Source organism: Stenotrophomonas rhizophila (assembly GCF_000661955.1).
Taxonomy (GTDB): domain Bacteria; phylum Pseudomonadota; class Gammaproteobacteria; order Xanthomonadales; family Xanthomonadaceae; genus Stenotrophomonas; species Stenotrophomonas rhizophila.
This window is the reverse complement of record NZ_CP007597.1, coordinates 4,556,074-4,575,833: the sequence shown is the minus strand read 5'-3', so window position 1 is coordinate 4,575,833 and position 19,760 is coordinate 4,556,074. Positions and strand designations below refer to the sequence as shown.

18 protein-coding genes are annotated in these 19,760 nt (G+C 63.5%); all 18 read left to right on the top strand.

Annotation, left to right across the window (positions count from 1 at the left end):
* Positions 1-133 precede the first annotated feature (133 nt).
* The 18 genes from dnaA (at position 134) to DX03_RS20505 (ending at position 19,749) form a co-directional block, all read left to right on the top strand.
* Positions 134-1,468: a chromosomal replication initiator protein DnaA gene (gene dnaA / locus DX03_RS20005; protein ID WP_038691541.1), complete on the top strand. Its 1,335-nt coding sequence runs from the start codon at positions 134-136 to the stop codon at positions 1,466-1,468.
* Between the two features lie 276 nt (positions 1,469-1,744).
* Positions 1,745-2,845, top strand: coding sequence for a DNA polymerase III subunit beta (dnaN, locus tag DX03_RS20000; RefSeq protein WP_019184048.1), 1,101 nt, complete (start codon positions 1,745-1,747; stop codon positions 2,843-2,845).
* An 881-nt stretch (positions 2,846-3,726) separates the two neighbouring features.
* A complete protein-coding gene (gene recF / locus DX03_RS19995) occupies positions 3,727-4,824 on the top strand; it encodes a DNA replication/repair protein RecF (protein WP_038691539.1) in 1,098 nt (365 codons plus the stop codon).
* Positions 4,825-4,933: 109 nt separating this feature from the next.
* A complete protein-coding gene (gene gyrB / locus DX03_RS19990; RefSeq protein WP_038691537.1) occupies positions 4,934-7,393 on the top strand; it encodes a DNA topoisomerase (ATP-hydrolyzing) subunit B in 2,460 nt (819 codons plus the stop codon).
* Between the two features lie 73 nt (positions 7,394-7,466).
* Positions 7,467-8,321 carry a CPBP family intramembrane glutamic endopeptidase gene (locus DX03_RS19985; protein WP_038691535.1) on the top strand — a complete coding sequence of 285 codons (855 nt, stop codon included), beginning with the start codon at positions 7,467-7,469 and terminating at the stop codon, positions 8,319-8,321.
* A gap of 72 nt (positions 8,322-8,393) precedes the next feature.
* On the top strand, positions 8,394-9,200 hold the full coding sequence (locus DX03_RS19980; protein WP_038691533.1) for a M48 family metallopeptidase: 807 nt from the start codon (positions 8,394-8,396) through the stop codon (positions 9,198-9,200).
* 132 nt (positions 9,201-9,332) lie between these two features.
* Positions 9,333-10,532, top strand: coding sequence for a tetratricopeptide repeat protein (locus DX03_RS19975; RefSeq protein ID WP_038691531.1), 1,200 nt, complete (start codon positions 9,333-9,335; stop codon positions 10,530-10,532).
* Positions 10,533-10,678: 146 nt separating this feature from the next.
* Positions 10,679-11,347, top strand: a complete 669-nt coding sequence (locus DX03_RS19970) for an energy transducer TonB (RefSeq protein WP_038691530.1) — start codon at positions 10,679-10,681, stop codon at positions 11,345-11,347.
* 85 nt (positions 11,348-11,432) lie between these two features.
* Positions 11,433-12,194, top strand: a complete 762-nt coding sequence (gene exbB, locus DX03_RS19965) for a TonB-system energizer ExbB (protein ID WP_038691528.1) — start codon at positions 11,433-11,435, stop codon at positions 12,192-12,194.
* A 57-nt stretch (positions 12,195-12,251) separates the two neighbouring features.
* Complete coding sequence (locus tag DX03_RS19960; protein WP_038691526.1) at positions 12,252-12,677, top strand: ExbD/TolR family protein; 426 nt, start codon at positions 12,252-12,254, stop codon at positions 12,675-12,677.
* Between the two features lie 3 nt (positions 12,678-12,680).
* Positions 12,681-13,094, top strand: coding sequence for an ExbD/TolR family protein (locus tag DX03_RS19955; RefSeq protein WP_038691524.1), 414 nt, complete (start codon positions 12,681-12,683; stop codon positions 13,092-13,094).
* 600 nt (positions 13,095-13,694) lie between these two features.
* A complete protein-coding gene (cls, locus tag DX03_RS19950; RefSeq protein WP_038691522.1) occupies positions 13,695-15,155 on the top strand; it encodes a cardiolipin synthase in 1,461 nt (486 codons plus the stop codon).
* Positions 15,156-15,219: 64 nt separating this feature from the next.
* On the top strand, positions 15,220-15,474 hold the full coding sequence (locus DX03_RS19945) for a hypothetical protein (RefSeq protein WP_038692733.1): 255 nt from the start codon (positions 15,220-15,222) through the stop codon (positions 15,472-15,474).
* Positions 15,475-15,478: 4 nt separating this feature from the next.
* The gene (locus DX03_RS19940) at positions 15,479-16,228 is read left to right on the top strand and encodes a pyridoxine 5'-phosphate synthase (protein WP_038691520.1); all 750 of its coding nucleotides are present in this window, start codon (positions 15,479-15,481) and stop codon (positions 16,226-16,228) included.
* A gap of 231 nt (positions 16,229-16,459) precedes the next feature.
* Positions 16,460-17,551 carry a PA0069 family radical SAM protein gene (locus DX03_RS19935; protein WP_038691518.1) on the top strand — a complete coding sequence of 364 codons (1,092 nt, stop codon included), beginning with the start codon at positions 16,460-16,462 and terminating at the stop codon, positions 17,549-17,551.
* A gap of 333 nt (positions 17,552-17,884) precedes the next feature.
* Positions 17,885-18,016 (top strand): hypothetical protein, encoded by a 132-nt coding sequence (locus DX03_RS21515; RefSeq protein ID WP_280512934.1) that lies wholly within the window; start codon positions 17,885-17,887, stop codon positions 18,014-18,016.
* Positions 18,017-18,067: 51 nt separating this feature from the next.
* Entirely contained in the window at positions 18,068-18,925 is an 858-nt protein-coding gene (locus DX03_RS21330; RefSeq protein WP_185753413.1) for a HEAT repeat domain-containing protein, read from the top strand.
* Positions 18,916-19,749, top strand: coding sequence for a hypothetical protein (locus tag DX03_RS20505; protein ID WP_051598949.1), 834 nt, complete (start codon positions 18,916-18,918; stop codon positions 19,747-19,749). The genes DX03_RS21330 and DX03_RS20505 overlap by 10 nt, the downstream gene beginning before the upstream one ends.
* Positions 19,750-19,760: the final 11 nt, after the last annotated feature.

Here is a 19,760-nt window from a genome sequence, read left to right as displayed (position 1 = left end):
GTGAATAACTTTGGGACAACCATTCCCGGCCCCCCTCGTCGGTGGTAGTCTGCGCCATCCATTCTTCCCTCCTTCCGGCCTGCGGTGCGGCGGTTTCCTACGCCTGTACGCTGGCCCCAGACGATTATTGCCGATGGATGCCTGGTCCCGTTGTCTCGAACGCCTCGAAGCGGAGTTCCCGCCCGAGGATGTTCACACCTGGTTGAAGCCACTGCAGGCCGATCTGCGCGTGGACAGCCTGGTGCTTTATGCGCCAAACGCCTTCATTGTCGACCAGGTGCGCGAGCTGTACCTGCCGCGCATCAAGGAACTGCTGGCGCACTTCGCCGGTTTCGGCGACGTTTTTCTTGAAATCGGCTCGCGTCCGCGGGCCGTGGAGGCGCAGATTGCGCCGAATCCGAGCTTCAGCGCCCCGGCCGTGGCGGCCGAACCGCTGGTGCCGTTCGCCGGCAACCTGGATTCGCACTACACCTTCGCCAACTTCGTGGAAGGCCGCAGCAACCAGCTGGGCCTGGCCGCGGCGTTCCAGGCGGCGCAGAAACCGGGTGACCGGGCGCACAACCCGCTGCTGCTGTACGGCGGCACCGGCCTGGGCAAGACCCACCTGATGTTCGCGGCCGGCAATGCAATGCGCCAGGCCAATCCGGCTGCCAAGGTCCTGTACCTGCGCTCGGAACAGTTCTTCAGCGCGATGATCCGGGCGTTGCAGGAAAAAACCATGGATCAGTTCAAGCGCCAGTTCCAGCAGGTGGACGCGCTGCTGATCGATGACATCCAGTTCTTCGCCGGCAAGGACCGTACCCAGGAAGAGTTCTTCCATACGTTCAATGCCCTGTTCGACGGCAAGCAGCAGATCATCCTGACCTGCGACCGGTACCCGCGCGAAGTCGAGGGCCTGGAAGCACGGCTCAAGTCGCGCCTGGCCTGGGGCCTGTCGGTGGCCATCGAACCGCCGGACTTCGAGACCCGCGCCGCGATCGTGCTGGCCAAGGCACGTGAGCGTGGCACCGAGATTCCCGACGATGTGGCGTTTCTGATTGCCAAGAAGATGCGCTCCAATGTCCGCGACCTCGAGGGTGCGCTGAATACCCTGGCCGCACGCGCCAACTTCACCGGCCGTGCGATCACCACTGATTTTGCGCAGGAAACCCTGCGCGACCTGCTGCGCGCCCAGCAGCAGGCGATCAGCATTCCCAACATCCAGAAAACCGTGGCCGACTACTACGGGCTGCAGATCAAGGATCTGCTGTCCAAGCGTCGGACCCGGTCGCTGGCCCGTCCGCGCCAGGTAGCCATGGCGCTGACCAAGGAACTCACCGAGCACAGCCTGCCGGAAATCGGCGATGCCTTTGCCGGCCGGGACCACACCACGGTGCTGCATGCCTGCCGTCAGATCCGGACGTTGATGGAAGCCGACGGCAAGTTGCGGGAAGACTGGGACAAGCTGATCCGGAAGTTGAGCGAATGATGCATGCACGCCGCACAGGCGTCATCGCATAAAACGGTGCAGAATCCGGTAGCAAGCAGGGGACAGGGTGTGGATAAGAAATCGGGTAAATTTCCCGGGTGATTTATCCACAGCTTCACCCTCCCCCCGAGGGTTAGTAGTGCAGAGGGTTTCAGGCTCTGAAACCTCTTTGTTTACAAAGACTTAGCTGTGTTTTCCAGCGATTCTGTTCCTACCATCACCACCAAGCTTTTGATTTATTCCATATTTTTTTAAAGCATAGGGGCACGGAACCACATGCGTTTCACACTGCAGCGCGAAGCCTTTCTCAAGCCGTTGGCACAAGTCGTCAACGTGGTCGAACGCCGCCAGACCCTGCCGGTTCTGGCAAATTTCCTGGTCCAGGTGCAGAACGGGCAGCTGTCGCTGACCGGTACGGACCTGGAAGTGGAAATGGTGTCGCGGATCGCGGTGGAAGATGCCCAGGACGGCGAGACCACCATCCCCGCCCGCAAGTTGTTCGAGATCATCCGCGCCCTGCCCGACGGCAGCCGGATCACCGTCTCGCAGACCGGTGACAAGATCACCGTGCAGGCAGGCCGCAGCCGATTCACCCTGGCAACCCTGCCGGCCAACGACTTCCCGTCTGTGGACGAAGTCGAAGCCACCGAGCGTGTGGCCATCGGCGAAGCCACCCTGAAGGAACTGATCGAGCGCACTGCGTTCGCGATGGCCCAGCAGGACGTGCGCTACTACCTCAACGGCCTGCTGTTCGATCTGCGCGGCGATGCCCTGCGGACCGTCGCCACTGACGGACACCGCCTGGCGCTGTGCGAAACCGAGCTGGAAAAAGCCAGCGGCGCCAAGCGTCAGATCATCGTGCCGCGCAAGGGCGTGACCGAACTGCAGCGTCTGCTGGAAAGCGGCGATCGCGAGATCGAGCTGGAAGTCGGTCGCAGCCACGTGCGGGTCAAGCGCGACGATGTGACCTTCACCTCGAAGCTCATCGATGGCCGCTTCCCGGATTACGAGGCAGTGATCCCGATCGGTGCCGACCGTGAAGTGAAGGTCGACCGCGAAGCACTGCGGGCCTCGCTGCAGCGCGCCGCGATCCTGTCCAACGAGAAGTACCGCGGTATCCGCGTGGAAGTCTCGCCGGGCAACCTGAAGATCAGCGCGCACAACCCGGAGCAGGAAGAAGCCCAGGAAGAGATCGAAGCCGACACCACGGTCAGCGACCTGGCCATCGGCTTCAACGTGAACTACCTGCTGGACGCGTTGTCGGCACTGCGCGATGAGCACGTCGTCATCCAGCTGCGTGATTCGAACTCCTCTGCCCTGGTCCGTGAGGCCAGCAGCGAGAAGTCGCGTCATGTGGTGATGCCGCTGCGTCTCTGACCTGACGCATGGTTCCACGTGGAACCGATGTGTTGAAGAAGCCCGGCCAAGTGCCGGGCTTTTTTTTGTTCCACGTGGAGCATTGCGTTTCAAGGTAACGGGCAGCGGTTTGGATCCTGGTTGGTGGCTGCCGTCGAAAGCGTTGATCAACGACTCGCGACAGGGCTGTTCGCACCAAGTTTCGACGTCGGCAGACCCGACGCATCGCGCAGAGGTTTCCCCTGCTCCGAAGCCTTGCTTTCGCGTTCCATGCCGACGGCTCGTTTGCCTGTCCGGATCACTGCTCTATGCTTTAAAAACTGTATATAAATCTAAAGCTAGGTGGTGGTGGTAGGGCCAGATTTGGTTGAAAAGTACCTTATCTTATTGAAATTCAAGGGAATGTTAGGCCTGAAACCCCCTACATAAGGCCCCCTGAGGCTGGGGGTGATCCTGTGGATATCTTTCAAGGCGGGTTTTGGGCCTGTTTTTATCCACAGCTCGTACATGAGTTGTGCATAAGTCATACAGAGCCTCTGTGGACAGCGAAATGCAGCCGCACCGTATTTGGCCAGATCTGAATAGGCATGCCGGGTCCAGTGCAGCAGATTTCAAAGAATTTACCCGCTGCAGTAATCGGCCCCCCGAAGGGCCAGGCAAAAACCCATCAATTTTCTTGAAATCTGCAGGCCTGCCGCCCTGCCCGGCCGCCAGATTTCAAGAAATTCACGGTGCTGCGTGGCCATGTGGCGGGCGGCTCCGTGCCCTGCGCTGGTGGATCGACGTGGATCGGGGGAGCAGGAAGCGCGTTCACCCCGCGGCCCACGTGAAACACACCCGATGCAGTAAGCTGATCGATTGCCCCTACCCGACTGCCGCCTTGTGCGGCCGTGATTGACTGCATGCACATCCGCCGCTTGTCCCTGCACCAGGTTCGCCGCTTTGACCTCGTGGAACTGGCCCCCGAGCCGGGCATCAACCTGATTACCGGTGACAACGGTGCCGGCAAGACCAGCGTGCTGGAGGCCCTGCATGTGATGGCGTACGGGCGTAGTTTCCGCGGACGGGTGCGCGACGGCCTGGTGCGCGAAGGACAGGACGCGCTGGAAGTCTTCGTGGAGTGGGACGAATGCCGCGAAGGCGCACCAAGTTCCACGCGGCGCAAGGCCGGGCTGCGTCACAGCGGGCAGGAATGGAAGGGTCGGCTCGATGGCGAAGACGTTGCGCAGCTGGGAAACCTTTGCGCTGCGCTGGCCGTGGTGACCTTCGAGCCCGGCAGCCATGCCTTGGTCAGCGGCGGTGGCGAACCGCGCCGTCGCTTCCTCGATTGGGGTTTGTTCCACGTGGAACCAGACTTCCTGGCATTGTGGCGGCGCTACTCGCGGGCACTGAAGCAGCGCAACGCCCTGCTCAAGCAAGGGGGCAACGCCCATGCACTGGACGCCTGGGACCACGAGCTGGCCGAAGCGGGAGAACCGCTGACCACGCGCCGCCAGCATTACCTCGAGCGGCTGCAGGACCGGGCCACCGCGTTGGCCCAGGTGCTGGCACCGAACCTGGGCATACAGTCGATGACGCTGAGCCCGGGCTGGCGCAAACAGGAGGTGTCCCTGTCCGATGCCCTGTTGCTCGCCCGGGAACGCGACCGCATGGCCGGCTACACCTCCGTCGGCCCGCACCGGGCGGACTGGAGCGTGGGCTTCGCCAGCATTCCAGGCCGCGACGCCTTGTCCCGCGGCCAGGCCAAACTCACCGCATTGACCTGCCTGTTGGCCCAGGCCGAGGACTACGCCGAGCAGCGCGGCGAATGGCCGGTGATCGCACTGGACGACTTGTCCTCCGAACTGGATCGCAACCACCAGGCCCGGGTTCTGGACCGGTTGAAGTCCGGGCCCGCGCAGATATTCATCACCGCCACCGAGACCCCGGCGGCGCTGCACGACGCAACCGATATCACCCGGTTCCACGTGGAACATGGGCAGGTCCAGCCTGTGCCATAGTGGTCGGGAGGGCGCATGCGCCCGGCTGGTATAATTGCTGTTGCAACCCCTTACCCACGGTGCCCCGCGTCAAGCGGCGGCCCGACCTGCGGAGCCTACGGCAAGCGCAATGACTGAAGAACAGAACACCCCGGCAAACAGCGGCAACTACGACGCCAACAGCATCACCGCCCTGGAAGGGCTGGAAGCTGTCCGCAAGCGTCCTGGTATGTACATCGGCGACGTCCATGACGGCACCGGTCTGCACCACATGGTGTTCGAGGTCGTCGACAACTCCATCGATGAAGCCTTGGCCGGCCACGCCGACCACGTGTCTGTGATGATTCACGCCGATGGCTCGGTCTCCGTCTCCGACAACGGCCGCGGTATCCCGACCGGCAAGCACGAGCAGATGAGCAAGAAGCTCGACCGCGATGTGTCTGCTGCCGAAGTGGTCATGACCGTGCTGCACGCAGGCGGCAAGTTCGATGACAACAGCTACAAGGTGTCCGGCGGCTTGCACGGCGTCGGCGTCAGCGTGGTCAACGCGCTGTCGCAGAAGCTGGTCCTGGACATCTACCAGGGCGGCTTCCACTACCAGCAGGAATACGCCGACGGTGCGGCACTGCACCCGTTGAAGCAGGTGGCCGCCAGCACCAAGCGCGGCACCACCCTGCGCTTCTGGCCGTCGCTGAAGGCGTTCCACGACAACGTGGAATTCCACTACGACATCCTGGCCCGTCGCCTGCGTGAGCTGTCCTTCCTCAATTCCGGCGTCAAGATCGTGCTGGCGGACGAGCGCGGCGATGGCCGCCGCGACGACTTCCATTACGAAGGCGGCATCCGCAGCTTCGTGGAGCATCTGGCGCAGTTGAAGACGCCGCTGCACCCGAATGTGATCTCGGTAACCGGCGAGTCCAACGGCATCACCGTGGACGTGGCGCTGCAGTGGACCGATTCCTACCAGGAAACGATGTACTGCTTCACCAACAATATTCCGCAGAAGGACGGTGGTACCCACCTCGCCGGCTTCCGCGGCGCGCTGACCCGCGTGCTCAACAACTACATCGAGCAGAACGGCATCGCCAAGCAGGCCAAGATCAACCTGACCGGCGATGACATGCGCGAAGGCATGATCGCCGTGCTGTCGGTCAAGGTGCCGGACCCGAGCTTCTCCAGCCAGACCAAGGAAAAGCTGGTCAGCTCGGACGTGCGCCCGGCCGTGGAAAGTGCCTTCGGCCAGCGCCTGGAAGAATTCCTGCAGGAAAACCCGAACGAAGCCAAGGCGATTGCCGGCAAGATCGTTGACGCTGCGCGTGCCCGTGAAGCGGCGCGCAAGGCGCGCGATCTGACCCGCCGCAAGGGCGCGCTGGATATCGCAGGCCTGCCCGGCAAGCTGGCCGACTGCCAGGAAAAAGATCCGGCGCTGTCCGAACTGTTCATCGTCGAGGGTGACTCGGCAGGTGGCTCGGCCAAGCAGGGACGCAACCGCAAGAACCAGGCGGTACTGCCGCTGCGCGGCAAGATCCTCAACGTGGAACGTGCCCGCTTCGATCGCATGCTGGCCTCGGACCAGGTCGGTACGCTGATCACCGCGCTGGGTACCGGCATCGGTCGTGACGAGTACAACCCGGACAAGCTGCGCTACCACCGCATCATCATCATGACCGACGCCGACGTCGACGGCGCGCACATCCGTACGCTGCTGTTGACCTTCTTCTACCGGCAGATGCCGGAGCTGATCGAGCGCGGCCACATCTACATCGGCCTGCCGCCGCTGTACAAGATCAAGCAGGGCAAGCAGGAGCTGTACCTGAAGGACGACCCGGCGCTGGATGCCTACCTGGCCAGCAGCGCGGTGGAAAACGCGTCGCTGATTCCGGCCGATGGCGAACCGGGCATTGAAGGTGTGGCCCTGGAAAAGCTGCTGCTGTCCTACGCCTCGGCGCAGGAAGCGATCAGCCGCAACGCCCACCGGTACGACCGCCAGGTCCTTGAAGCCCTGATCGATTTCACCCCGATGGACCTGGAACACCTGCGCAAGGCCGGTGCCGATGAGGGCCTGGGTGCGCTGGCGACGCGTCTCAACCGCAGCAGCCTGGGCTCGCCGCGTTTCAGCCTGGAGCTGCAGGAACCCACCGAGGAGCGTCCGGCCGCGCTGCTGGTCACGCGCCGCCACATGGGCGAAGCGTTGATCCAGGTGCTGCCGTTGTCGGCCTTCGAAACCGGTGAACTGCGTGCCCTGCACCAGTCCTCGCTGCTGCTGCACGGCCTGGTCCGCGCCGGTGCGAAGATCAGCCGTGGCGCCAAGTCGGCCGAGATCGAGAGCTTTGCGCAGGCACGCGAGTGGCTGCTCGAGGAAGGCAAGAAGGGCCGCCAGATCCAGCGCTTCAAGGGCCTTGGCGAAATGAACCCGGAACAGCTGTGGGACACCACGGTCAACCCGGACACCCGCCGCCTGCTGCAGGTGCGGATCGAAGACGCCGTTGCGGCCGACCAGATCTTCAGCACCTTGATGGGCGATGTGGTGGAGCCACGTCGTGACTTCATCGAAGACAACGCGTTGAAGGTCGCCAACCTGGATATCTGACACAATCGGGACACGGTCGGCCGCCTGCGCACTGCAGGCGGGCCGGCCAACGTCTTCTGCTGCCAGGAATCCGATGTCTGCTACCGCACCGGCGTCCACCGCCACGCCCCCGTTGCCCCCTGCCTCGCCGTCGGCCTCCGGCGGCAAGAGCGGTTCCCCCGTTGCCGGCTTCTTCATCGACCTGGGCATTGCTGTCGTCGCGCTGTTCGGGCTCAGCCTGATCAGTGGACTGGCCTGGGGCCTGTATCGCGGTGCCGTGGTGGGTGCACAGGCAGCACGCGATGGCACTCCCCTCGATACCGGCGCGCTGTCCCAGCAACTGGGCCAGCCCGGCGCCCTGGCGCAGATCCTGATGGCGTTGATCGCCACCGGCGGCGCCGCCCTTCTGCTGTATTTCCTGCGACGTCGTGCCGACGCCGCCGAACGGCATGCCTCGATGCAGGCCGCACGCCGTCCCTCGACCTGGGGCTGGACCCTGCTGGTGGCCACCGGCGTGGTGATCGGCAGCAACCTGATCGCCTATCTGGCCAAGCAGGCCGGCATTGAACCGGTTCCCACCAACCTGGCCTTGATGGAACAGGCGCTCAGCCGTTTCCCGTGGTTCCTGGCCGTGTTCGCCATCGTGCTCGCCCCCGCCTACGAAGAACTGCTGTTCCGCCGCGTGCTGTTCGGGCGCTTGTGGAAGGCCGGTCGGATCTGGCTGGGCGTGCTGCTGAGCAGTCTGGCCTTCGCGCTGGTGCATGAAATTCCCGGCACCAGCGCCAACGGCCCGCTGGAGATCGCGCAGCTTTGGCTGGTGTACGGCGGCATGGGCGCGGCCTTTGCATGGCTGTACCAGCGCACCGGCACCCTGTGGGCGCCGATCGTGGCGCACGGCCTGAACAACGCCATCGCCCTGGCCGCACTGGTGTTTTTGGGCCTTCACTGATCCACCGCTTCGCTTGACGAAAATTTACGGCGCGCAGTTCCACACTGGGCACATGAACACGGGGGAGCTTCGATGAAACCAGTGCTGTTCGGGGTCGCGTTGGCGCTGCTGGTCAGCGCATGTGCCACCACCACCTCACCCACCGGCCGCCGGCAGATGGTGGGCGGTGTGTCGCAGGCCGAGCTGGACCAGTTAGGCGCGCAGGCATTCAACGAGACCAAGCAGAAGGAAAAGGTCAGCACCGACGGTCGGCAGAATGGCTACGTGCAGTGCGTGGTCAATGCGCTGGTCGCGCAGCTGCCGCCACAGTACCGAGGCGTACGGTGGGAAACTGCGGTCTTCGTTGACGCCGAACCCAATGCCTTTGCCCTGCCCGGCGGCAAGGTGGGGGTCAATACCGGCATCCTCACCGTGGCCAAGAACCAGGACCAGCTGGCGGCCGTGATCGGCCACGAGATTGGCCATGTCATCTCGCGCCACCACGAGGAGCGCCTGACGCGCCAGATGGGCGCGCAGACCGGCCTGGCCGTGCTGGGCGCGCTGGCCGGGGCTGCCTACGGCGATGGCGCCGCCGGCACGGTCAACCAGCTGGGCGGCATGACCGCGCAGACGGCCTTCCTGCTGCCGGGGTCACGGACCCAGGAAAGCGAGGCCGACGTGGTGGGCCAGCGGCTGATGGCCGAGGCCGGCTTTGATCCGGGCCAGGCGGTCAACCTGTGGCAGAACATGATGGCCGCCAGTGGCGGGCGATCCCCGCAATGGCTGTCCACCCACCCCGATCCGGCCAACCGCATCCGCGAACTGCAGCGTGACGCGCCGGCCCTGAGTGGGGTATACCAGCAGGCCCAAGCCGCAGGACGCAGGCCGAAGTGCGGTTGATACGACCAAAAGATGCTGTATTGCAGCATCGGAAACGATTTCTCACGCCATGAGTTTCTGATACGTTTGGCGGCTCAGATTTTTCTGACAGTCCGTTTTGATGCCGCTGCGGCGGTTCGATCGAGGTGAAAGATGATTTTCAGCAACTCAAAGCACGCCGTCCTTTCCGTCCTCATCGCGACCGCCATCGGTGGCGTCATGGTCACCGATGCGTTTGCCCAGTCGCGTTCGGCTGAACGCAACAATGAGCGCCGCGGTGGCAAGAACAAGGCCACCAAGGCCGAGCCGCTGTATCCGCAGGCGACCCGCCAGGAGCCGGATGGCAAGTCCTCGGCCAAGCTTGGCAGCAAGCTGCAGAAGCTGATTGACACCTACAACGACCAGAAGTTCCCCGAGACCCGCACGCTGGCCGATGAAATCCTGGCCAACAGCGCCGCCAACGACTATGACAAGTCGCTGGCCGCGCAGCTGGCCTCGCAGGCGGCCTACCAGACCGAAGACAACGTCGCGGCCAAGAAGTACCTGCAGCAGGTGCTGCAGTTCAACGGCCTGGACAACAACGGCCACTACCAGTCGCTGCTGATGCTGGCCCAGCTCCAGCTGCAGGACGACGAAACCGCCGCCGGTCTGGCCACGCTGGACAAGTACTTCGCCGAAACCAAGTCGACCAAGCCCGAAGAGCTGGTGATCAAGGGCCAGGCCCTGTACCAGACCCAGCGCTACGCCGAGGCCATCCCGGTGCTGCAGCAGGCCATCGCCGGCGCCGCCGAGCCCAAGGACAACTGGAACCAGCTGCTGATGGCCGCCATGGCCGAAGCCGGCCAGACCGGTGAAGCGGTCAAGCAGGCCGAAGGCATCGTCGCGCGCAACCCGAACGACAAGAAAGCCCAGCTGAACCTGGCCAGCATGTACATGCAGGCCGATCAGATGGACAAGGCCGCCGCGGTGATGGACAAGCTGCGTGCAGCCGGCCAGCTCACCGAAGAGCGCGAGTACAAGCAGCTGTACTCGATCTACGCCAATACCGAGAACAAGGAAAAGGACGTCATCGCGGTCATCAACGAGGGATTGCAGAAGGGCATCCTGAAGCCGGATTACCAGGTTTACCTGGCCCTGGCCCAGTCCTACTACTATTCCGACGAGGTGCCGAAGGCGATCGAAGCGTGGCAGAAGGCCGCTCCGCTCTCCAAGGACGGTGAAACCTACTTGAATCTGGCACGCGTTTTGCATGCCGAAGGTCGCATCCCCGAAGCCAAGCAGGCTGCCCAGCAGGCCTTGGCCAAGGGTGTGAAGAATCAGGCGGATGCCAAGAAAATCATCAACCTGAAGTAAGTAGGAATAACGCCTGAACGCCTGCCACAGTGATGCGCAGGCGCTCAGGATTGGTATAAGCTTGGAGGTTCCTGCGGTGTCATGCACCGCTGATCATGGGCTACCTGTCCCCGGGTATCCCGGCCCCACTAATGAGCTCTTGGCGCATGACGGAACAACTAGTCGTTCACAGGTACGAACAACGCGATGACACCGGCTTAAGCTGGCCGCGAATCGTGGGTATCGCTTTTGTAATCGCACTGCATCTCGCCGCCTTCATGATGCTTCTGATCCCGGCTGTGGCTCCCAAGGCCGCTGCGGAGAAAGAACGCAACATCATGGTGACCCTGGTCGACGCTCCGCCGCCGCCCCCACCGCCGCCGCCGCCGCCGCCGCCGACGGACACCCCGCCGCCGCCGGTCAAGAACCTGTCGCCGCCCAAGCCCTCGCCGGTGCCGCCACCGCCGCAGGCCCCCGTGGTCGACGTGCCGGAACCGCGCGCCAACGACATCGTCACCCCGCCGAGCCCGCCGTCGCCGCCCGCGCCGCCGAGCACGATCGAGGCAAGTGTCGATATCTCCTCGAAGAACATGAACCCCCCGCGTTACCCGCCGGCCGCATTCCGTGCAGGTATCCAGGGTGAAGTCATCCTGATCATTGATGTCGACGCCAATGGCAACGTCACCAATGTGTCGGTCGAACGGTCCAGCCGTAACCGTGACCTCGACCGCGCCGCAATGGACGCAGCTCGCAAGTGGAGCTTCCGTTCTGCGGAGTCGGGCGGGAAGAAGGTCGCAGGTCGCGTTCGCGTCCCGGTCAACTTTGCGCTGAACTGATGGTCGCCGGTGGCCCGCCGGCCACCGCTCCGTCGGTCGTTTACAGCTACACCATTCATCACCACACACAACAAAGGTAAGCGTCATGCTGCAGGAACTCTTCATCGCCGCTGCTGCCGGGGGCAACCCGTCGAATGCCCTCTCGCAGATGGGCTTCGAGCATCTGATCCACGAAATGACCACCAAGCCGGGTGATTTCGCCGTCTCCTGGGTCGTGCTGCTGACCCTGATCATCATGTCGGCCATGTCCTGGTACTGGACCGTCATCAACATCTTCCGTGCTACCCGCCTGAAGAGCGCTGCCGACAAGGTCGTGAGCCTGTTCTGGGATACCCCGAACGCCCAGGACGCCATCCGTGCGATGGAAGAGCAGCCGGCTTCCGAGCCCTTCTCGAAGATCGCTCTGGACGCTGCCCAGGCAGCTGCCCACCACCAGCGTGCCGAAGGCGGCGCAACCGGTGGCCTGGGTGAGAACCTGAGCCGTTCGGAGTTCGTCGATCGCGCCCTGCGTCAGGCCGTGACCCGCGAAAGCAACAACCTGCAGTCGGGCATGACCCTGCTGGCCACCGTCGGTGCAACCGCTCCGTTCGTCGGTCTGCTGGGTACCGTGTGGGGCATCTACGGCGCGCTGATCAAGATCGGTGCCACCGGTTCCGCCTCGATCGACGCCGTTGCAGGCCCGGTGGGTGAAGCACTGATCATGACCGCCATCGGTCTGTTCGTGGCTATCCCGGCCGTGTTCGCCTTCAACTTCTTCAGCAAGATCAACAGCGCCACGATCAGCAAGTTCGATACGTTCGCTCACGACCTGCACGACTTCTTCGCCACCGGTTCGCGCGTTCGCTAATTGCGACGCGCTTTACCTGGCGAGAACGTAGTCAACACGATCTAGACGGAGCCCGTTATGGCTTTCAGTAGTGGTAACAGCGGCGGCCCCATGGCCGACATCAACGTTACGCCCCTCGTGGACGTGATGCTGGTGCTGCTGATCATCTTCATCATCACGGCGCCCCTGATGTCCCACAAGGTCAAGGTGGATCTGCCGGAGGCCAACCTGGTGCAGAACCCGGAAGACGCTGAGAAGCGTTCGGGCCCAATCACCCTGGCAGTCAAGGAAGACGGCTCGATCTACTGGAACGACGAGGAAATCAACAAGCAGACGCTCGAGTCGCGCTTGTCGACCGCCGCCCAGCAGACCCCGCAGCCCCCGCTCAATCTGCGTGGTGACCGCACCACCAAGATGCGTGTCATCAACGAGATGACCAAGATTGCGCAGGAGCAGGGCATGCTCGACGTTGGCTTCGTTGCCACCAAAGAGAAGGGGCAGTAAGCCATGGCGTTCAGTACTGGTGGTAACAAAGGCCCCATGGCCGACATCAACGTCACGCCCCTCGTGGACGTGATGCTGGTGCTGCTGATCATCTTCATCGTCACCGCGCCGATCATGACGTACCCGATCGCCGTGGACCTGCCGCAGCGCGTGCTCAACCCACCGCCGCAGCTGGTCGAGCCGCCGCCGCCGATCGAACTCAAGATCGACGCCAGCAACCAGGTCTCGTGGAACAACAGCCCGGTGGCAACCGGCGAGCTGCAGCAGCGTATGGAACAGGAGGTCCAGAAGGACCCGACGAACCAGCCGGAACTGCGCATCGACGCCAGCCCGGACTCTGAGTACGACGTGATGGCCAAGGTCTTGGCCGCCGCGAAGAACGCTCAGATGAAGAAGATCGGCTTCGTACAGCAGTAAATCGCACGACGCAGTCATGACGCGACTGGAAAACGCCCCTGGAGACAGGGGCGTTTTTTTTGGTTCTTCGCCCATATGCGGGGAAAGCAGAAACGTGCCTTGACGCTCTCCAGGCGCGGCCGTCGGCGGGTCAGGCGCTGGGGCCCCATGCCCTTTCCGGCGAATGTCCTCCGGCGTCGGCCTGCGGCCGCCACCTCCTCCTTTATCTCGCCTCCAAGGGCATGGAGCCCCAGCACCCGACCCACCGACCAGCGCCAGAAAAGCTGGCTTCCCCCTGCTTGCCGCAAGCCGAGCCCCGTAGCGGCCGGTAGGCCTCTGGGCAAAATAAAGGAGGAGGCCGCCCCGCGGCCGGGGGACATTTGCACCAGGGGCCTACCGGCCGTTACGGGGCCCTCACGCTCGCGACCGGCCTGATCGGGGACGCCAGCCGATCCGAACGGCGCCTGCACACCCGGCCACCCGCGCACCGTCGTGCTCACTCTGCGACGGCCCTTGCAAAAAGACGCTCCCCTCCGTTGGGAGAAGAACCTTTTTTATGGGTCGGTGCCGACCGCGGCGCCGGGTACGCGCGCAATGCACGCGGCCCGCTATCATCCGCCCATGCTCGCCACCTACCCTGCCCTTGCGGCCTGGCTCGACGCCATCCCGCACCTCCGTCCCCTGCTGGTGGCGGCCTACATCCTCTACCTGCTGTGGCTGACCGGCTGGATCATGCTGCAGAAACGCGAGCCGGTTGCCACGTTGAGCTGGATCCTGTCGCTGGCCGCCCTGCCCTACCTGGGGTTGTTCATCTATTACCTGCTGGGCCCGCAGAAGGTGAAGCGGCAGCGCCTGCGCCGCGGTCGCGCGCGCTCGGGCATGGAGCACTACAGCAGCGTGTGCCCGCCCGACGCGGACTGCACCGAACTGGCCAAGATCGCCCAAGCCACCACCGGCCTGGCGCCCACCTCGGCCACCGAGGTCGAATGGCTGGTGGATGGCGGGGCCACCTACACCGCGCTGCTGGCCGCCATCGCGCAGGCCCGCGACCACGTGCACGTGGAGTACTACATCTTCAACCCCGACCATGCCGGCACCGCGCTGCGCGATGCGCTGGTCGAGCGCGCCCGCGACGGTGTGCGGGTACGCCTCCTGCTGGATGCGGTGGGGTCCTCGGCCATCCGCACGCGCTTCCTGCAGCCGCTGCTGGACGCGGGTGGGGAGGTGGCGTGGTTCCATCCGCGGCAGCTGCTCAAGCCGTTCAAGCGCCCCTGGTTGAACATGCGCACCCACCGCAAGCTGGTGGTGATCGATGGGCGCACCGCCTTTACCGGCGGGATCAACATCACCGACGAGGAAGACGAACGCCGCCGCCCCGATGCCTACCGCGACCTGCACATGCGCCTGACCGGCCATGTGGTGCGCAGCCTGCAGCTGGTCTTCATCGAAGACTGGATCTACGCCACCGCCCAGCCGCCCGAGCGCTTCGCCATCGCCCAGCTGTGGCCCAACGACATGCCCAGCCGCGCCGACGGCCGTATCGATGCGCAGGTGCTGGTGTCCGGCCCCGACTCGGCCTGGGAGACCATCCACCGACTGCAGGTTGCCGCCATCCACGAAGCGCGCGAACGGGTCTGGCTGGTGACGCCCTACTTCGTGCCCGGCGAGGCCGCGCGGATGGCGCTGACCTCGGCCGCACTCGGTGGCCTGGACGTGCGCCTGCTGGTGCCGAAGATGAGCGATTCCTGGTTCGTCACCCAGGCAGCGCGCTCCTACTTCGACGAACTGCTGCAGGCCGGGGTGAAGATCTACGAGTACGGCCCGCGCATGCTGCACACCAAGGCGTTCATTGCCGACCACGACGTCTGCATCGTGGGCAGCGCCAACTTCGACCACCGCAGCTTCCGGCTCAACTTCGAGCTGTCGATGATGCTGGTGGACGAAGACCGGGTGGCCGCGCTGGAGCGCATCCTGGCTGCCGAGTTCGATGCCTCGGTGCGCGTGCACAACGACCGCCGCCGCTCCCTCTGGCGGCACCGGGTACCGGAAGCATTCGCGCGGCTGGCCTCACCGCTGTTGTGACCGCGCACGTGGAACCGCACCGGCCGGCGGCGCTACACTGGCGCGGTCAACGGGGAGAATGACGATGCATTGGCTGTTCCTGCTACTGGCGCTGGGCTGCTTTGCCCTGGCGCTGAAGGTGCCCCAGATGTCGCTGATGCTGCTCGCGCTGCTCGGTACGCTGGTGTTCCTGCTGATGTGGGTACGCGGGCTGTACGTGGCGCGCTTCGGCACCCTGCAGCGCGACATTTCCAGCGTGATCGACCCCACCGAACTGCGCCGGCTGCGCGAACAGGCCCAGGCCCGTCGCCAGCCCGAAGAAGACTCCGACACACCGTAGTGCCATGACCCAGCTCAGCGTCAACGTCAACAAGATCGCCGTCCTGCGCAACTCGCGCGGCGGTACCGACCCCGACGTGCTGCAGGCCGCCCGTGCGTGCCTGGAAGCCGGCGCGCATGGCATCACCGTGCACCCGCGCCCGGACCGCCGCCACATCCATGCCGAGGACGTGCTGGCACTGTCGGCGTTGACCACGGCACGTGGCGTGGAATTCAACATCGAGGGCAACCCGTTCGCGCCGCCGCGCGAGGGCTACCCGGGGCTGCTGCCGCTGTGCGCACAGACCCGCCCGGCGCAGGCCACTCTGGTGCCCGATGGGGACGGGCAGCTCACCTCCGACCACGGCTTCGACTTCGGCCGCGATGCGGAGCGGCTGCGGCCGCTGATCGCCGAACTGAAGGCGTATGGCTGCCGGGTCAGCCTGTTCGTGGATGCCGGCAACCCGGACATCGCCCAGGCCGCGGCGATCGGTGCCGATCGCATCGAGCTCTATACCGGCCCTTACGCCGAAGCGCATGCGGCCGGCGATGCCGGGGCCATGTTGGCTCTGTTCGCCGACGCCGCCCGCCGCGCGCAGGCCGCTGGATTGGGCGTGAATGCCGGCCACGACCTATCGCAGGACAACCTGCGCGCCTTCTTGGCCGCGGTGCCGGACGTCCTGGAAGTCTCAATCGGACACGCGCTGATCAGCGAGGCCCTGTACGCCGGACTGGATGCCACGGTGAAGGGCTACTTGGCGCAATTGGCCCCCTGATGGCCCCGCGATGGCCGGTTCCAGGCCAGCGGCGATGTCCGATTCTGGCCTGTGGACAAGTATGGGGACCAATTCCGCCGATTTCGGTCAGAACCCAATGGTGGCAAGCCTTTCCCGGTTGACACAGGTCTGTGGTTAGCAATACTACTAACCCCGATTGATGGGTTACCGCGCATGCTTCCCCACCCTCCCGTCGCAGCCACTGCGACACCCCGGCGATAGCCTCGGCCGATGGGTATCGCGATCAAAGGCCGAGGCTCCACCACGCACCTGGCGGGCCGCTTCGAGGTCACTGTCAGCGAAGCCGTGCACGATGGCTGGGACGCCGAGGAGAGCGAGGAGTTTCTCGCGCCGCGCCTGCGCACCGAAGTGCGGGCCGAGACCGCGCGCAGCATCATCAGCCGCAACAAGTCGCCGGACGTGGGGTTCAGCCAATCGGTGAACCCGTACCGCGGCTGCGAACACGGCTGCTCGTACTGCTTCGCCCGACCGTCGCATGCCTACCTCAACCTGTCGCCCGGGTTGGACTTTGAAACCAAACTGTTCGCCAAGACCAACGCACCGCAGCTGCTGCGCAAGGAGTTCTCGCGCCCCGGCTACGTGCCGCAGCCGATCGCCCTGGGCATCAACACCGACGCCTACCAGCCGATCGAGCGCAAGCTGAAACTCACCCGCCAGCTGATCGAAGTGATGCTGGAAACGCGGCACCCGTTTTCGCTGATCACCAAGAACGCCCTGGTCGAACGCGACATCGATCTGTTGGCCCCGCTGGCCGAACAGAATCTGGTAAGCGTGCACTTCTCGGTGACCTCGCTGGACCCGCACCTGTCGGCGAAGCTGGAACCGCGCGCCTCGGCACCGCACGCGCGGCTGCGGGCAATGCGTCGCCTGCACGACGCCGGTATCCCGGTCGGGGTGATGGTGGCCCCGGTGATCCCGTGGATCAACGACGCCGAACTGGAAGCGGTACTGGAAGCCGCGCGCGATGCCGGCGCCTCCACCGCCGGTTACGTGCTGCTGCGCCTGCCGCTGGAGGTGGCCCCGTTGTTCCGCGACTGGCTGGATACCCATCACCCCGATCGCGCCGCGCACGTGATGAGCACCATCAACCAGCTGCGCGGCGGCAAGGACTACAACAGCGAGTTCGGCAGCCGCATGCGCGGCGAAGGCGTGTACGCCGATCTGCTGTCGAGCCGGTTCAAACTCGCACGCAGGCGCTTGGGGTTCGACGCGCAGAACAGCCATTGGCCGAAGCTGGACTGCGACAAGTTCGTGCGACCGTTGCCGCCGCGGGTGGATTCGCCGCAGGGCAATTTGTTCTGATGCCGAGCGGTCGACATCGAGATAGACAGGGCTAATCACTTAATACTCATTTTAAGGCTGTGTATGCGAAACCCGGCCAGGGAAAAAAGATCGCGACGAGCGCCCTGTCCGTGCATTCAAGCGCCAACAACGCAAAAAATATATCAGGCGCTGCCATGCACTTAAGAAAATGCACGAGACAACGCAAAACAACACACAGAAAGAATCTCGAGTGTGTCACGGATCAGAAACTTGAAAGCTTCTGCTCCGCTGATTCCGCGAAGTGAGTGCTAGTCTCAGATCGCGCCTAGGAAGATGCGCGCAACTCTCAGCCAACATGCAAGGAGTTCTGACATGAAGTTCTCGCTTCCCGCACTTGCGGTCGCAATTGCCCCCGCTGGATTTGGCGAACCGCAGGCCGTAGCTCCTGTCTTTGTCGCCATCGTCGCCATTGAACTGATCGTCTACTCCGGCGATCTGCACTGACGGGCGTAACGCATTGTATGGCGTCTGTCATGCAATGCGTCTTGAAAACAGATGTACCACTCTGAAGGGCTCAACATGTGTCACGAGGCTGATCTGGACACGCTCCGGAATGGGCTGTCCTGTATTGAAAATGCAGCCGGAAAGCTGCGATCTCTACTGCCGCTGACCGAGTCTATTGCCGCGGGTAATGCCTGTAGCGGATTCTTTAATGCTTATTTCCGCGAGCAGCACGCCCGCCGTCGAGCACTTGGTGGCGTCGGCAACACGCTCCAAGTATTCGAAGAGAATGGCTATTCGGTCGCTCTGGGTATTGAAGTCGGTGGCCGCTCGCGACCACCTGAAGTATCCAGTGTTCCGCAGGACATGATTTTCGCTCTTTTGAGCGACTGCAGCGTGCATATAGAATTTTTCCGCAGCTCCGACGAAGCACAGGACGTTCCTATGGAGGATTCCGTTGTGGCGCACCATTGCACGCGGGTACTGCGCCGTGGACAAGCCCTTTTCATTGATGGTGCGCGAGACCATGTACTTACCTGGTCCGACACGCCCTACATTTCGTTGGTGGTAACCCGGCAGACGATGGTGCGGCATCTCGCGCTTCGGCACGACTCCATCACCGGTACCCCCCTGTATGCCACTGCGGCCTCCCAACATCTTTCCCGGCTGCAGCATGCCTGCAACTACATGGCCCATTTCGGTGATGCAGAGATGGTGCCGCCGCTGCAGGAACTCACCCGGCATCCCGCTCACTTCATCCGCTGGAAAGCCGCGGAAGCACTGCTGAATCTGGACGTTGATGCCGGACGCCGCATCGTTGACAAGCTACGCAGTGACCCGCACCCGCATATTGCCGATGCGGCGCGGCTGGCGTGGACGCAACTCCAGCACGCGAACATCGCATGCCACTGATCAACGTCAGCACCAAGGAAGTCATGAGCCTGGACAGCTTCTGCAACTGGGTAGATGCGCAGGATCCGCAGCGGCTACAAAACATTGGACAATGGCCTGAACTCTGGGAGCGGCTTTACGCGTTGCACAATACCCAGAACTTGGTCTCCAGATTCCTGAAAGAGCAACTGAACGACGACCTGGCGCTTTTTCAGCAGGACAACCGTTACAGCGGGCAGACCCTCATTCTGGCTCGCCGACGCGGGTTCTATCTGCGGGTGAATCTGTGGCCTTCAGCAAACGATGAGCTTGCGCGCCTGGACCTGCAGAACTTCAATAAGTTCTATGTGTACGGCGATCGGTACGCACACGACCACAACTTCGACTTTCTCACCATCGGGCTGCATGGCCCCGGCTATCAGACTGATCTGTGGACGTACGACAACACTGGCGTCACCGGTAGCATCGGCGAAAAGGTGCTGCTGACCGCCCACGGGCGTCAGCGCCTTGCGCCAGGCACCATGCTGCTATTCCGCAAGAGTGTCGACATCCATACGCAGCTGGCACCGGAGTCGCTGTCCGTTTCTTTGAACTTCATTCCCGAAGTCAGCCCTATCTCCGAGCAGTATCTGTTCGACGTCCACACCGGGCGCATCGCCAGCATCGAGGACCTGTTCCCACGGGCACGCAATATGGAAGTGCTGGTCAGTGAGCTCGGTGATGCCGGCGTGACCGACGCTTTCCAGAAAATGACCCATGAGCGTGAGCTGCAGGTGCAGGCCAGAAAAAAACAAAGAGCCGACGACGCGCGGAAGCACGATACGTCTGGAGAACCAAAATTATGACAAGGGCCACG